Here is a 12,740-nt window from a genome sequence, read left to right on the forward strand (position 1 = left end):
CAGCCGTCGCGTTTGTCGGCTCGAACGACTTGGTTTGCGCAGTTCCGGACGAAAACCGCTACACACTGGAATTGCTCTGAGGGGGATGACATGGCGGACAGAAAGCCGATATCGACGGCGCCGACCGACGGTTCCAAGGTCAGCGTTACCTGGAAGGACAGTGACGGCGTCCTCAACGAATCCATCGCGCAATACCGCGACGACGGCTGGTGGGTCTACACCGACAGCGACACGCAGAAGAAGGTGCAGCCGACCAGCTGGCGGCCTGCTTCCGGTGAAGACGACGAATAGGTGTGCCGCTGGCGGCGCAGCCTGCTTTCGAATAGCTTGAACTCGTTGATATCGAGGCCGATTCGGAGCTTTCCGCTCCGTTGTCGCCCTCTTGCTCGGAGGAAATCGCCATGGGCGCCGAAAGCCTTCTCGTCTTCATCATCATTGGTGCCATTGCCGGCTGGCTTGCTGGTCTCATCGTTTCCGGCTTCGGCTTCGGCCTGATCGGCAACATCATTGTCGGCATCGTCGGCGCGTTCATCGCCGGCTGGCTGTTCCCTCGGATCGGCTTTTCCATAGGCGGCGGCGTTCTCGCCTCCATCATCCATGCCACGATTGGCGCCATCATCCTTCTGGTGCTGGTCAAGGTGCTGAAGCGAGCGTGAGGCTCGGTACGACAAAGGACGCGCCATGAAGCAGAACACGCTCTATCTCATCATTGGCGCGCTCGTCGTCGCGGTCATCGTACTCGGCGTCTATGTCTATCGCGAGCAGACCAAGCCGAAGGGCGTCGAACTCAAGATCGACGACAAGGGTATTTCGATCCAGCAGAATTGAGCCTGCGATCGATTGGCATGTCGTTTGATTCTCCGGATGGCGGGCAGCCTTGATCGACAAGCGCGAGGAGCATGGTTGGCGGCCCGAAATCCAGGGGTTGCGCGGCGTTGCCGTCGCCCTGGTGGTGGTTTTCCACCTCTGGCCGGCGGCGCTTTCCGGCGGCTATGTCGGGGTGGACGTGTTCTTCGTCATCTCGGGCTTTCTCATCACCGGTCTGCTCGCCCGTATGGCGACCGCCGGTGGCCACGCCTGGCTCCTTACATTCTATTCGCGGCGGGTGCGGCGCCTGTTGCCGGCGGCTCTCCTGGCCCTTCTCGTCACGCTTGCCGGGACGCTGTTGTTTCTGTCCAAGGCGCGATAGGAGGAGACGGCGATCCAGGTCGCGGCCAGTGCGCTGCATGTGCAGAACTGGTGGCTTGCCTTGCAGGCGGTCGACTATCTCGGTGCCGCAGAAGCGCCAAGCCCGGTGCAGCACTACTGGTCGCTGTCGATCGAAGAGCAGTTCTATGTCGTCTGGCCATTGCTGATGGCGGCCGCCATCTGGCTGACGCGGCGTTTCGGATATCCCCCGAAGGGTGCATTGATCGTGGCGCTGGCGCTTGTTTTCGCTGGGTCACTGGCCGCTTCGGTGGTCGTCACCCAGGCTGATCCGGCCTGGGCTTATTTCGTCACCCACACACGCCTTTGGGAACTGGTGCTGGGCGGGCTGCTGGCGCTGGCTGGGGAACGATTTTCGCCGGCCGCGCGGTTGCGCCTTGCCATGATGGCGGCGGGCATCGGCGCCATAGTGGCTTCGGCGCTGCTGTTTTCCGACGCAACGCCTTTTCCGGGTCTCCACGCCTTGCCGCCGACGCTGGGCGCCGTGCTGGTCATAGCCGCCGGTGGCATCCGGCTTGGCCGGTTCCGTGGCCTCGACGTCGCGATCCTGCGCGCCATAGGCGACCGCTCCTACTCGATCTATCTCTGGCACTGGCCGCTGATCGTCTTCTATACGGCGCATCGCCCGGCTGTCGGATTGCTTGCGGGGCTTGCGCTGATGGCGCTGACGCTGGGCGTCTCGGAGCTGTCATACCGCTTTGTCGAACAGCGCTACCGCCGGCCGTTGGCCGGCGCGGAATGGCGCCCGCTGGCCTATGGTTCGATGGCGATTGCCGTCTGCGTGGCGGCATCCGGCGGGCTCGGCTACGCGCTCGACCGTCAAGGCGTTGATATCAGCCTGATTGGAACCGGCCGATATCCGGGACCCGCCGCGCTGCTTGCCAATGCCGCCGTTCCGGCCGGCGTGGAGCTGCTGCCGCCGCTTGGCAAGCTGAAGCGGGACATGCCGATCGTCTACCGCCTGAAATGCCACCAGGGGCAGGACAGCACCGTGCCGGCGAGTTGCATCCTTGGCGACCCCCGGGGAACCAGGACCGTTATCGTCACCGGGGATTCTCACGCGGCGCAATGGATTCCGGCCATCGACAGGATCGCCAGGGAGCATGGATGGAAACTGGTCACCTTCACCAAGGCGGCCTGCCCCTTCACCCGTGCCCCGGTGACGGATAATGGCAAGCCCTATCCAGCCTGCGCGCAATGGCGCGACAACGTTCTGGCCGAGATAAGCAAGCTGCGACCGGAGCTGATGTTCACCAGCCAGTCCAACTATGACAACGTCCCACAGGATGTGATGGTCGAAGGGCTGCGCAGCGTCTGGGGCGAACTCGGCAAGGAAGGTGTGCGGACCATCGCCATACGCAACACCCCTTTCATAAGATTTGACCCGGGCGACTGCCTGGCCGCCAATCCGGACAAATGTGCCACCCCGCGAAAAGACGGCGAGCGTATCAATATCCTCGCACTGGCCGCGGCGTCGCTGGACCATGTAAGAGTGGTCGACATGAACGACGCGCTGTGTGGCAAGGAAACGTGCGCCGCGGTCGTCGGCAACATCATCGTCTGGCGTGACTATCACCACATGACGGCGACTTACGCGCTGGCACTGGCGCCGTATCTGGCAAAGGCGGCGGGCCTCTGACACCCTATCGAAACGAGGCAGGAATTCGCCGATGGAACGGGCCTGCAAGACCGATCCTCCAACGCTCGATCCCGGCGGGAAGCGCATGACCATACCTCCCGTCGCGTTCAGGGCCAGCCAAGCCGTTCGGGCAGCGCTTTCGGCGCTTGGACGCACCGAGGATCTGCGCTTTTCGCCCGACAACAGATTGCTGGCGATCGCGGGCTTCGCGCGCAAGCGCTGCCTGCTCCTGCGCATCGATATCGAGATGCGGCCCGATGGTCCCGGCATCACCATTCATGATTTCGTGGAACTAAGGTCGGACGGCATAGGCGAGGTCCATGGCCTCGACTTCATCGATGACCGGACCCTGGTGGTCGCCAACCGCAATGGACAGCTTGCGATATTTGCCCTGCCCGTTGAAAGCATGGCGGGCCAGCATCGGGAAATCACCGCGCTGCGGCGGATCGACGGCAAGCCTTTCTGCAAACTCAGGACACCCGGATCGGTGGTTGCCCGGCGCGAGTCCGGCGGCCGCGTCAGCCTGCTGGTGTGCAACAATTATACGCATCTGGTGACCCGGCACGTGGCTGTCCGCTGGCTGGGCTACCGGACGGTCAGGAACCAGCCATTGCTCGGCAACGGCCTCGACATACCCGACGGCATCGCAATCAGCCATGACGGCCAATGGATTGCCGTGAGCAGCCATGGCACCAAGGACGTGAAGCTTACCGGACGTCCCCAACGCTTGGGCCACGGAGCGAGCCTGTCGGCACCCTGCAAGCCGCCGGCTTTCCACATGGCCTGCGCTTCACTGGGGATGACCGGCATATCATCGTGGCCGATGCCGGCAGCCCCGTCGTGCATGTCTATGAACGCGGCGACAACTGGACCGGGCGTCGCGGCCCGGCGCGGTCAGTCGGCGTGCTCGACGAGGAGACCTTCCAGCGCGGCAGGGCCAGTGTCGAGGAAGGCGGGCCGAAGGGCCTCGACATCGACCGCTCGAACAGTGTCATTGCGGTCACATGCGAGGAGCAGGCGCTGGCCTTCTATCCGCTGGCGTCGGTCTTGGGGTCGGGGATCGGGCCGGGCTTGGCCCCTTGAGCATCCGACCGAATGCAACAAGGCGCCAGAAAGCGAGCATGCCTACTTCCGCGGCCTGGCGGCAAAGGCCTTCATGCCCTTTTTGATCGCCCTGTGCGCTTCATCGGCATCCTGCCAGCCTTTGAATTTGATGGTTTTGCCCGTTCCAAGCACCGACGACAAAAAGAACTGTTCGATCTCGCGCCTGAGATGCTCGGGCACTTGGTCCGCCGCCACGGGCTCGTCCACCGCATCCTCCCTGCGAGGGCAGAAAACGTAGCGGTCGTTGCGGAGCGGCTTACCGCCCTGATCCGTCTGCTCAACCCGCAGCGCGCCCAGTAAGTCGCATTTGATGACGACGCCCGAACCCGTGGCGGCCTGATGGATGACAAGTCCGTCCAGTGGATCGCCATCCTCCCCCAACGTGGAGGGGATAAACCCCCAATCGTAGGGATAGATCATTCCGACGGGCAAAGGGCGGACATAGCCGAATACCTGCGTAGCCGGCTCATAGGCGACCTTGGCCGCGGCGCCACGCGGTGTTTCGATGACGACCCTGACAAGACCCTTCGTCGTCGTTGGCAACTTGAGATAGTCGGGCATGAGGTTGCTCTGTCGCATTCCGGGTTGGTCCGGGATGGAACTCCAAGGCGTAATGAATGTTCCGAAGGGCAGGCCGAGGAGATTTCAGGTATGACAAAAGCCTCTTTGCACTTGCTCAAGGGCGTGGGTTATCTGATTTCAACCTTGAGTGTTGTGTTGCTGGCCATCGTCAGCTGGTCGAGCGCTTCCAAAAGCCCGCTGCTGACCATTTGTCTGCTTTTCGGCGCCGCGGCGTCGATCGTCGGCATGTTCTGCCGATGGCTGACCTATGAGATCGAAAACCGTCAAGAAGGCAAACGAGGCGTTCGTGGCGGCCATGAGGTCCGGCGGACTTGGCGTCGCGTAAGCCGGCTGTCATCCGGTCGCGGCCCACAGGATTAACAAATTCCTAACGAAATTCAGCGGGTTGGCCGAAGGCCTGCTTAACCCGCCCTTAAATCGCCGCATCTACTCTTCAACCCGAGCGCCATTGGCACCGGGGATATCAGCGCAGCGCATGGCGAACCGCAGAGACAGTCGCATCGAACCCAGCTTCGAGGGACCGCCACGGGCGAAATCCCAGACGGGTCTGTCGGTGAGCGAGGAGGACCGCGTCGTGCCGAGCAATCGCAAAGCCTCCGCCAAACGCAAATCATCGAAGGCGAAATCGTCACGGGGCAGGCGCGGCGGAAGCGGGCGTGGCCTGTTCGGCGTGCTCGGCCGGCTGGTCTACTGGTGCTTCGTGCTCGCCATTTGGGGCGGCATCGCGGTGGCGGGTGTCGTCATCTACTACGGCGCCAAGATGCCGGCGGCCACGACCTGGTCGATCCCTGACCGCGCCCCCAACATCAAGATCGTCTCGGCCGATGGGCAGCTGCTCGCCAATCGCGGCATGAGCGGTGGCGAGGCCGTCGGGCTGCACGAGATGTCGCCCTATATTCCCGAGGCAGTGATCGCCATCGAGGACCGCCGTTTCTATTCGCATTTCGGGGTCGATCCGATCGGCCTGTCGCGCGCCATGGTGACCAACGTGCTCGGCGGGCATTTCTCGCAAGGCGGTTCGACGCTGACGCAGCAATTGGCGAAAAACCTGTTCCTGAAGCCAGACCGTACGCTGGAGCGCAAGGTGCAGGAGGTGCTTTTGGCGCTGTGGCTGGAGCACAAGCACAGCAAGGACCAGATCCTCGAAATGTACCTCAACCGGGTGTATTTCGGCTCCGGCGCCTATGGCGTCGAGGCGGCCTCGCGGCGCTATTTCGGCAAGAGCGCGCGCGACGTCACCCTGTCGGAAGCCGCACTGCTGGCCGGCCTGTTGAAGGCGCCCTCGCGGCTGTCGCCGGCGCGCGATCCCAAGGCCGCCGAGGAGCGATCGCAGCTGGTGCTCGCCGCCATGCGCGAGGAGGGCAAGATCAGCGAGAAGGAGCTGAAGACGGCGCTGAGCGCACCGGCGACGCGCTCGCCATCCTACTGGACCGGCTCGGAAAACTATGTCGCCGACACCATCATGGAAGAACTGCCCGACCTGATCGGCGACGTGCGCGGCGATATCGTCATCGATTCTACAGTCGACCTCAACCTGCAGAAGCTCGCCGAACAGTCGATCCGCCGGCTGATCGATGAAAGCGGCAAGAAGCTCAACGTCACCCAGGGCGCGCTGGTGTCGATCGACGATTCCGGCGCGGTGCGCGCCATGGTCGGCGGCTACGACTATTCGACCAGCCAGTTCGACCGCGCCTCCGAGGCGCGCCGCCAGCCCGGCTCGGCGTTCAAGCCGTTCGTCTACATGGCGGCGCTCGAGGCCGGCCGTACGCCCGACAGCGTGCGCAACGACGCGCCGATCAAGATCGGCAACTGGACGCCCGACAATTACGGCGGCAAGTATTTCGGCAAGGTCACCTTGGCGACCGCGCTGGCCAAGTCGCTGAACTCGGTGGCCGCGCAGTTGACCATGGAAGTCGGGCCGAACGCGGTGGTGGAAGCCGCGCATCGCATGGGCATCCAGTCCGAGCTGCAGGCCAACACCTCGATCGCGCTCGGCACCTCGGAAGTGACGCCGCTGGAGCTGACCTCGGCCTATGTGCCTTTCGCCAATGGCGGCTACAAGCCCGACATCCATTTCATCCGCCGCGTGACGACGTCGGATGGCAAGGTGCTCTATGACAGCGCCGGCGGCAGCGCACCGCGCGTGATCAAGCCCGAAATCGTCGGCATGATGAATTCGATGATGACCGGCACGGTCGAGGTCGGCACGGCCAAGAAGGCGGCTTTCGCGTGGCCGTCGGCGGGCAAGACCGGCACCAGCCAGAATTCGCGCGACGCCTGGTTCGTCGGCTATACCGCCAATCTCACCACCGGCGTGTGGTTCGGCAATGATGATGGCACGGCGATGAAGAAGGTCACCGGCGGCGCGCTGCCGGCGCAGGCCTGGCATGAGTTCATGGTCGCCGCGCATGAGGGCGTGCCGGTTCGGCCGCTGCCCGGCACCTGGAAGTCGACGCCGCCCGACACGGTCGTGCCCGACGACATTCCCTCGGCCGACAACAACCAGCCGGCACCTGTCCCGTCGGCGTCGGTCGGCCAGCAGGCGCCGGCCGCGCAGGCGACAGCACCGGCGACGCCTGCGCCGGTCCGCGCGGCGCGGCCTGCTCAGACCGTCGATGCCGATGGCGACTTCAACATGCCAAGCGATTCCGGCACGACTGCTTCCGTCGGCCATCCGGTGCCGCCCGGCAGCGTTGGCGGTCCGTTGAAGAAGAAGCGGACCTCGATCCTCGACATTCTCGGTGGCGGCTGAGCGTCAATCCGCCTCTCGCCAGCGCCACGGTGTTCGGCTACACCTCCGGCCGGAGACCGCGACATGGCTGAACTCGACACCCGAAAAACCATCGTGCTGACCGGCGCCAGCCGCGGCATCGGCCACGCCACGGTCAAGCGCTTTTCGCGCGAGGGCTGGCGCGTCATCACGTGCTCGCGCCAGGCCTTCGCCGAGGATTGCCCGTGGCCGGCCGGCCCCGAAGACCACATCAAGGTCGATCTCGCCGATCAGGAAGATGTCGGCATCGCGGTGTCTGAGATTCGTCACCGGCTGGAGGCGCATGGGGGCCAGCTCAATGCGCTGGTCAACAATGCCGGCATTTCGCCCAAGCTCAAGGACGGCAACAGCCGGATGAACTCGATCGACACGCCGATGCATGTCTGGCGCGACGTGTTCCAGGTCAATTTCTTCGCGCCTATCATGCTGGCACGCGGCCTGTTCAAGGAGTTGGCTTCGGCCAAGGGCTCGATCGTCAACGTCACCTCGATCGCCGGCACCCGCGTGCATCCCTTCGCCGGCACCGCCTATGCGACGTCGAAGGCCGCACTCGGCTCGCTGACGCGCGAAATGGCGCATGATTTCGGCCCGCACGGCATCCGCGTCAACGCCATTGCGCCCGGCGAGATCGACACCGCGATCCTGTCGCCGGGCACGGAAAAAATCGTCGAGACGATTCCACTGAGACGCCTGGGCACCACGGCGGAGGTCGCCGACATCATCTTCTTCCTGTGCTCGGCCCAGTCGTCCTATGTGTCCGGCTCGGAAATCCACATCAATGGCGGCCAGCACGTGTGAGCCGGTCGAGCCAAGGCCCGCTCATCCGGTGAGGGTAAGGACGGCCTTGCCGCTGAAGCTTCGCTGGCGCAGGGCGTCCAGGGCTTGGCCGATGTCCGTCCACGGCACGGTCATCGCCACGCGGGTTTCCAACCTACCAGCGGCGACCAGCGCGAGCAGCGCGGCGATATCCGCGCCGATGGCGGAACCGGATGTGTAGTAGGCGAATGTCTGCAGCCTCGCCCCTTCGTGACCCGGAACGAACTGACGGAACCCGACCGGCGTGAGTTCGCCGCTGCTCGACCCGAAGATCACGATTGTCCCGCCAGGGGCGACGCGTTCGATCGCGTCGGCGAGGCTTTTGCCGCCGACCGACTCGGTGATCAGGGAAAACGGCCCTTCCGCCTGCTCGATCGCTTCGACAATCCGCTCGGCTCCCAGTCCACGCAGGTCCTCATGGTGCCGGGCGGCGGCGACGGCGGTCACCGAAGCACCCTGCTCGCGGGCGATCTGGATCTGGAAGCGGCCGACGGCCCCACTTGCCCCGGTGATCAGAACCTTTAAGCCGGCCAGGTCGCCGCCATGGCGCAAAGTCCTGAGCGCCGTCGTGCCCGCCACTGGGAGCGTGGCTGCCGAGACGAAACCGACCTCCGCCGGCAGGCCGGCGAGGCGGTCGGTCGGAACGGCGACGCGTTCAGCCCAGCCGGCCTGGTCGACCAGAGCCGCGACGCGCGTGCCCGCTGCCGGCCCGGAGCCATCGGCGGCCGCGCGTTCGACAATTCCAACGATATCCTGGCCGGGTATCCAGCCGTTGGGGCGGATGGTGAGCAGGCGCAGTTCGCCGCGGTTCAGCGAGGTCGCGTGAACCGAGACGAGCGCTTCGTCCGCGAGGGGCCGAGGCTCTTCCACCTCGGCTAGCCTCAATCGCGTGGCACTGTCGGGAGATATGACTAAGGCGAGCATGGGCACGTACCTTCTTGCTGGTCATCGGATCTTATCGACTTCGCAGCGGGAAAAATTTAGCTATCATGGCATTTAATCGCTAAAAGCAGTCATCATGAGACAGCCTCTTCGCTACCCTTGGCCCAATTTCGATGTCGATGATGTGGTGGCGCCGGCCATCGCCGTTCGTGTCGACGTCACCGAGACCAGAGCGGAGGTGCCGGCTCATTGGCACCGCAAGGGCCAGCTCGTCTTCGCGCTCGGAGGCGGCGTCACATGCCGCGTTCCGAGCGGACTGTGGATGGTGCCGCCGCATTGCGGGGTGTGGATCCCCGGCGCCATGGAGCACAGCAACATCGCGACGGCCAATGCCCGGATTTTTTTCGTCTACATCGAACCGGGAGCGGCCGATTTGCCCGACCGATGCTGCACGCTTTCGATCTCGCCGCTGCTGCGCGAACTGATCATCGAGTTGGCCGACAGCGTGCGGGACGACCAGGCAAGGGATGAGCTCTTGACGACGACGCTGCTCAACGAGCTGCCGCGCATGCCCGTCCAGCAGCTGCATCTGCCGATTTCATCCGAGCCGCGCCTCAGCCGGATCGCCACCGCATTGTCGCAGAACCCGGGCGATCGCAGCACGCTTGCCGAATGGGCAAAGCGCGTCGCGCTCAGCGAAAGCAGTCTGGCTCGCCTCGTCGTCAAGGAGACTGGCTTGAGCTTCGGGCGCTGGCGCCAGCAATTGCACCTGATCGTCGCCATTCGGGAACTCGCCGCCGGCGCCAGCGTGCAGCAGGTTTCGGGCGATCTCGGCTATGGCTCGGTCACCGCCTTCATCACCATGTTCAAGAAGGCGCTCGGCAAGCCGCCGGCAAAATACCTCGGCAGTGTCGCGCAAAACGGCGGCTCGGCCTTCGTGGCTTGATCAACGCGCCCGTGGGCGGGTTGGCTCAGGCAGCGGACGGCTCAGCCACCTGTTGCTTGTGGCCAAGCACCTCTTCGACAATGCCGCGGGCGATCTCGCGCTCGCCCATGATCACCGTATCGGCACCGAGCCCCTTCAGATGCTCGACCTCGGCATCGGAATGGGCGCGGGCGACGACGTTGATGTTGGGATTGGCGGCGCGCGCCCTCAGCACGATCTGGCCGGCCTCGAAGGCATTGGGGATGGCAAGGATCAGCCGTGTGGCGCCTTCGGGATTGGCGGCGGCGAAGACTTCGGTGTTAGCGGCGTTGCCGGCGACGGTTTCGATGCCGTCTGCTTTCAGCCTCGCCAGCGTCTTGTCGGCGTCCTCGATGACAAGGAAAGGCCGTGCTGCTTCTTTCAACGCCGCGCCGACGAGGCCGCCGACGCGGCCGTAGCCGATCAGGATGGCATGACCTGTGAGCGCGGTCCTTGGTGGCGGGCCGTCTTCCTTTTTGGACGCTACGGCGACCGAGGCGACCTGGCCCGGTTCCGTCGCTGGACCAACCGGCTTGGCGTCCGCCGGCGGTGCCGTCCTGGCGGCGCGGGCCTCGAGCCACGGCTTCATCCAATCGATGATCAGGAACATCAGCGGGTTGAGCACGATCGACAGGATGGCGCCGGCCAGGATCAGGTCGCGGCCCTGTTCGGGCAGAAGTTTCAGCCCGACGCCGAGTTCGGCCAGGATGAAGGAGAATTCACCGATCTGGGCAAGACTGGCCGAAATCATCAAGGCCGTGGCCATGGGATAGCCGAAGGCGACGACGATGACGAAAGCCGCAAGTGACTTGCCGATGACGATGATGGCCAGCGTCGCCAGGATCGGCAGGCCGTTGCTGAACAGGCTGAATGGGTCGAACAGCATGCCGACGGAGACGAAGAACAGCACCGAGAAGGCATCGCGCAGCGGCAGCGATTCTTCCGCCGCACGGTGGCTGAGTTCGGATTCGCTCATGATCATGCCGGCGAAGAAGGCACCCAGCGCCAGCGAGACGCCGAACAGTTTTGCCGCGCCGAAGGCGACGCCGAGCGCGATGGCGAGCACCGAGAGCCGGAAGAGTTCGCGCGACCCGGTATGGGCAACATAGTGCAGGATCCAGGGAATGACCCTGCGGCCGACCACCAGCATGACGACGACAAAAGCGGCGACCTTGGCCAGCGTGATGCCGACGACGCCCCAGATGCCGTAACTGGCCGGCAGCGACAGCAAACCGCTCGAATGGGCATCGGCCTGTTCCTGGCCGCCGAGCACGCCGGCAAGGGCCGGCAATAGCACCAGCGCCAGCACCATGGCCAGATCCTCGACGATCAACCAGCCGACGGCGATGCGGCCGCGCTCCGTCTCGATCATGCGGCGCTCCTGAAGCGCGCGCAGCAGCACCACAGTCGAGGCGACCGACAGCGCAAGCCCGAACACCAGGCCCGCGCCCATCGACCAGCCGAGCATCCAGGACAGCCCGGCGCCGAGCGCGGTGGCAAAGCCGATCTGCACGATGGCGCCTGGCACGGCGATGGCACGGACCGACAGCAGGTCCTTGAGCGAAAAATGCAGCCCGACGCCGAACATCAGCAGGATGACGCCGATCTCGGCCAGTTCGTTGGCAAGGCCCGCGTCGGCGACGAAGCCGGGCGTGTTCGGCCCGACCAGCACGCCGGCTACGAGATAGCCCACCAATGGGGGAATGCGGAAACGGTTGGCGAGAGCGCCGAAGACGAAAGCCAGCCCCAGACCGGCGACGATGGTGGCGATAAGGGGCGTGTCATGCGGCATTGTCTATGGAGCGCCTTTCAAGCTAGCGATGTCGGATATGCGCCGCCCTAAGCCGCCGCCCGTTTGCAATATGGTGGACGGGGTGTCGGCGATGCAACCCGCAAAGCCGCGAAATCAACGTCGAGACGGCAAAAACTTGACCGGCAGCTGAGTGACTGCCGGTCAAGTGCCTGGGTTCAGTGGTACCGTGCTGCGCCTCTTCGCCCCGCGTGGTCAGGCTGCCTGCAGCAACGCCTCGATCTCGAAGATGGCGTGGTTGGTCATGGTCTTCGGGATTTCGGCCGTCACCTTGTCGCCAACCTCCTTATGCAGCTTCTTGCGCATCGCGCCGAGCACCATTGGCGGGGCGACAAGCACAAGGCGGTCGAATGCACCCTCATGTGCAAGCTTGTAGAGGCGGGCGGCAATCTCCTCGGCGAAGCGCTCCTTGCCGATGCGATGCCAGTCGGTCTCCTCGACCGCGCTGCGATGCACGGATGGGCCGTCATTGTATCGACCGGGGCTATCGCTTCCCTGTTCGCGTGTGGGCGGGTTCTCCTGTTCCATCACCTGTACGACTTCAAGGTTGGGAAACTTGGTATCGCCGGCGTTCTTGAGCAGGAGCGCCTTTTCACCGTCAGCCACCAGAACCCAAATGCCATGCTTCAGTTTGATCGTGTTCATGGGAACGCTCCTTGTTGAGTGGTGGCTATACCGGGAACGCATTTTGACCCGTCAACGTTCCACCCGAACGGAGGACCGAGTGGCCGTGCAGCCAGGCGCTGAAGACGAAATCACCGCCGCACGACTTTAATCTACTGAATTGGTAGAAATTAGAAAAAACTGTTTTGTGGGACGGGTCGCCGACAGCTAAAAGTGCCTCAAATCAAGGCGCGGTTCAGCAGCGCGGGCGCTCCCGGTGCATGGGCGTGGAATATTTTTCTCCTGCCTTTCGCGGTTGCGAAAAAGCGATTGCCTGCCATCACCGGATGCGCGAGTGCTTTGC

General features: G+C 64.1%; 15 protein-coding genes and 1 pseudogene. 10 read left to right on the forward strand and 6 right to left on the reverse strand.

Going from position 1 to position 12,740, the window contains the following annotated elements:
• The first annotated feature begins 90 nt into the window (after positions 1-90).
• The 5 genes and pseudogenes from LB564_RS25910 to LB564_RS25930 all read left to right on the forward strand — a co-directional run bounded on the left by LB564_RS25910 (position 91) and on the right by LB564_RS25930 (position 2,845).
• Positions 91-291 carry a hypothetical protein gene (locus LB564_RS25910; protein WP_224541965.1) on the forward strand — a complete coding sequence of 67 codons (201 nt, stop codon included), beginning with the start codon at positions 91-93 and terminating at the stop codon, positions 289-291.
• 110 nt (positions 292-401) lie between these two features.
• Entirely contained in the window at positions 402-656 is a 255-nt protein-coding gene (locus tag LB564_RS25915; RefSeq protein ID WP_111548817.1) for a GlsB/YeaQ/YmgE family stress response membrane protein, read from the forward strand.
• A gap of 25 nt (positions 657-681) precedes the next feature.
• Entirely contained in the window at positions 682-828 is a 147-nt protein-coding gene (locus LB564_RS25920; RefSeq protein ID WP_224541967.1) for a hypothetical protein, read from the forward strand.
• Positions 829-925: 97 nt separating this feature from the next.
• A pseudogene (locus tag LB564_RS25925) lies at positions 926-1,876 on the forward strand (acyltransferase family protein); the annotation flags it as partial.
• A 273-nt stretch (positions 1,877-2,149) separates the two neighbouring features.
• The gene (locus LB564_RS25930) at positions 2,150-2,845 is read left to right on the forward strand and encodes an SGNH hydrolase domain-containing protein (RefSeq protein ID WP_224542093.1); all 696 of its coding nucleotides are present in this window, start codon (positions 2,150-2,152) and stop codon (positions 2,843-2,845) included.
• Positions 2,846-2,849: 4 nt separating this feature from the next.
• Here LB564_RS25930 and LB564_RS25935 read toward each other — a convergent pair whose 3' ends face one another.
• Both LB564_RS25935 and LB564_RS25940 read right to left on the reverse strand, forming a co-directional pair.
• Positions 2,850-3,125, reverse strand: a complete 276-nt coding sequence (locus LB564_RS25935) for a hypothetical protein (RefSeq protein WP_224541969.1) — start codon at positions 3,123-3,125, stop codon at positions 2,850-2,852.
• 12 nt (positions 3,126-3,137) lie between these two features.
• Positions 3,138-3,533: a hypothetical protein gene (locus LB564_RS25940; protein WP_224541971.1), complete on the reverse strand. Its 396-nt coding sequence runs from the start codon at positions 3,531-3,533 to the stop codon at positions 3,138-3,140.
• A 152-nt stretch (positions 3,534-3,685) separates the two neighbouring features.
• On the opposite strand from LB564_RS25940, the gene LB564_RS25945 reads away from it, so the two are divergent.
• On the forward strand, positions 3,686-3,928 hold the full coding sequence (locus tag LB564_RS25945; protein ID WP_224541972.1) for a hypothetical protein: 243 nt from the start codon (positions 3,686-3,688) through the stop codon (positions 3,926-3,928).
• Positions 3,929-3,970: 42 nt separating this feature from the next.
• Here LB564_RS25945 and LB564_RS25950 read toward each other — a convergent pair whose 3' ends face one another.
• Positions 3,971-4,510 (reverse strand): inorganic diphosphatase, encoded by a 540-nt coding sequence (locus LB564_RS25950; protein WP_224541974.1) that lies wholly within the window; start codon positions 4,508-4,510, stop codon positions 3,971-3,973.
• Positions 4,511-4,600: 90 nt separating this feature from the next.
• Between LB564_RS25950 and LB564_RS25955 the strand changes: the two genes are divergently transcribed.
• From LB564_RS25955 to LB564_RS25965, 3 genes are all read left to right on the forward strand, one after another.
• Complete coding sequence (locus LB564_RS25955; RefSeq protein ID WP_224541976.1) at positions 4,601-4,891, forward strand: hypothetical protein; 291 nt, start codon at positions 4,601-4,603, stop codon at positions 4,889-4,891.
• A gap of 115 nt (positions 4,892-5,006) precedes the next feature.
• Positions 5,007-7,283 carry a transglycosylase domain-containing protein gene (locus LB564_RS25960; protein WP_140704122.1) on the forward strand — a complete coding sequence of 759 codons (2,277 nt, stop codon included), beginning with the start codon at positions 5,007-5,009 and terminating at the stop codon, positions 7,281-7,283.
• A gap of 63 nt (positions 7,284-7,346) precedes the next feature.
• Positions 7,347-8,099 (forward strand): SDR family NAD(P)-dependent oxidoreductase, encoded by a 753-nt coding sequence (locus LB564_RS25965; protein WP_224541977.1) that lies wholly within the window; start codon positions 7,347-7,349, stop codon positions 8,097-8,099.
• A 21-nt stretch (positions 8,100-8,120) separates the two neighbouring features.
• Here the strand turns inward: LB564_RS25965 and LB564_RS25970 are convergent, their stop codons facing one another.
• The gene (locus LB564_RS25970) at positions 8,121-9,041 is read right to left on the reverse strand and encodes a zinc-binding dehydrogenase (protein ID WP_224541979.1); all 921 of its coding nucleotides are present in this window, start codon (positions 9,039-9,041) and stop codon (positions 8,121-8,123) included.
• A gap of 94 nt (positions 9,042-9,135) precedes the next feature.
• On the opposite strand from LB564_RS25970, the gene LB564_RS25975 reads away from it, so the two are divergent.
• Positions 9,136-9,945 carry an AraC family transcriptional regulator gene (locus tag LB564_RS25975; protein WP_224541981.1) on the forward strand — a complete coding sequence of 270 codons (810 nt, stop codon included), beginning with the start codon at positions 9,136-9,138 and terminating at the stop codon, positions 9,943-9,945.
• Positions 9,946-9,970: 25 nt separating this feature from the next.
• Here the strand turns inward: LB564_RS25975 and LB564_RS25980 are convergent, their stop codons facing one another.
• Both LB564_RS25980 and LB564_RS25985 read right to left on the reverse strand, forming a co-directional pair.
• On the reverse strand, positions 9,971-11,755 hold the full coding sequence (locus LB564_RS25980; protein ID WP_224541982.1) for a cation:proton antiporter: 1,785 nt from the start codon (positions 11,753-11,755) through the stop codon (positions 9,971-9,973).
• Between the two features lie 213 nt (positions 11,756-11,968).
• Positions 11,969-12,418, reverse strand: a complete 450-nt coding sequence (locus LB564_RS25985; RefSeq protein ID WP_224541984.1) for a host attachment protein — start codon at positions 12,416-12,418, stop codon at positions 11,969-11,971.
• Between the last annotated feature and the right edge of the window lie 322 nt (positions 12,419-12,740).

The organism is Mesorhizobium sp. ES1-6, from assembly GCF_020164775.1.
In the GTDB taxonomy this organism is placed as follows: domain Bacteria; phylum Pseudomonadota; class Alphaproteobacteria; order Rhizobiales; family Rhizobiaceae; genus Mesorhizobium.

What these genes read in the sequence shown, in the direction of transcription:
- LB564_RS25935 (WP_224541969.1), bottom strand. Translation starts at nt 3,125, where the DNA reads ATGAATGGTGATGCCGGGACCATCGGGCCGCATCTCGATATCGATGCG.
- LB564_RS25985 (WP_224541984.1), bottom strand. Translation starts at nt 12,418, where the DNA reads ATGAACACGATCAAACTGAAGCATGGCATTTGGGTTCTGGTGGCTGAC.
- LB564_RS25965 (WP_224541977.1), top strand. Translation starts at nt 7,347, where the DNA reads ATGGCTGAACTCGACACCCGAAAAACCATCGTGCTGACCGGCGCCAGC.
- LB564_RS25950 (WP_224541974.1), bottom strand. Translation starts at nt 4,510, where the DNA reads ATGCCCGACTATCTCAAGTTGCCAACGACGACGAAGGGTCTTGTCAGG.
- LB564_RS25930 (WP_224542093.1), top strand. Translation starts at nt 2,150, where the DNA reads ATGCCGATCGTCTACCGCCTGAAATGCCACCAGGGGCAGGACAGCACC.
- LB564_RS25970 (WP_224541979.1), bottom strand. Translation starts at nt 9,041, where the DNA reads ATGCTCGCCTTAGTCATATCTCCCGACAGTGCCACGCGATTGAGGCTA.
- LB564_RS25955 (WP_224541976.1), top strand. Translation starts at nt 4,601, where the DNA reads ATGACAAAAGCCTCTTTGCACTTGCTCAAGGGCGTGGGTTATCTGATT.
- LB564_RS25920 (WP_224541967.1), top strand. Translation starts at nt 682, where the DNA reads ATGAAGCAGAACACGCTCTATCTCATCATTGGCGCGCTCGTCGTCGCG.
- LB564_RS25915 (WP_111548817.1), top strand. Translation starts at nt 402, where the DNA reads ATGGGCGCCGAAAGCCTTCTCGTCTTCATCATCATTGGTGCCATTGCC.
- LB564_RS25980 (WP_224541982.1), bottom strand. Translation starts at nt 11,755, where the DNA reads ATGCCGCATGACACGCCCCTTATCGCCACCATCGTCGCCGGTCTGGGG.
- LB564_RS25910 (WP_224541965.1), top strand. Translation starts at nt 91, where the DNA reads ATGGCGGACAGAAAGCCGATATCGACGGCGCCGACCGACGGTTCCAAG.
- LB564_RS25975 (WP_224541981.1), top strand. Translation starts at nt 9,136, where the DNA reads ATGAGACAGCCTCTTCGCTACCCTTGGCCCAATTTCGATGTCGATGAT.
- LB564_RS25940 (WP_224541971.1), bottom strand. Translation starts at nt 3,533, where the DNA reads ATGGCTGCTCACGGCAATCCATTGGCCGTCATGGCTGATTGCGATGCC.
- LB564_RS25960 (WP_140704122.1), top strand. Translation starts at nt 5,007, where the DNA reads ATGGCGAACCGCAGAGACAGTCGCATCGAACCCAGCTTCGAGGGACCG.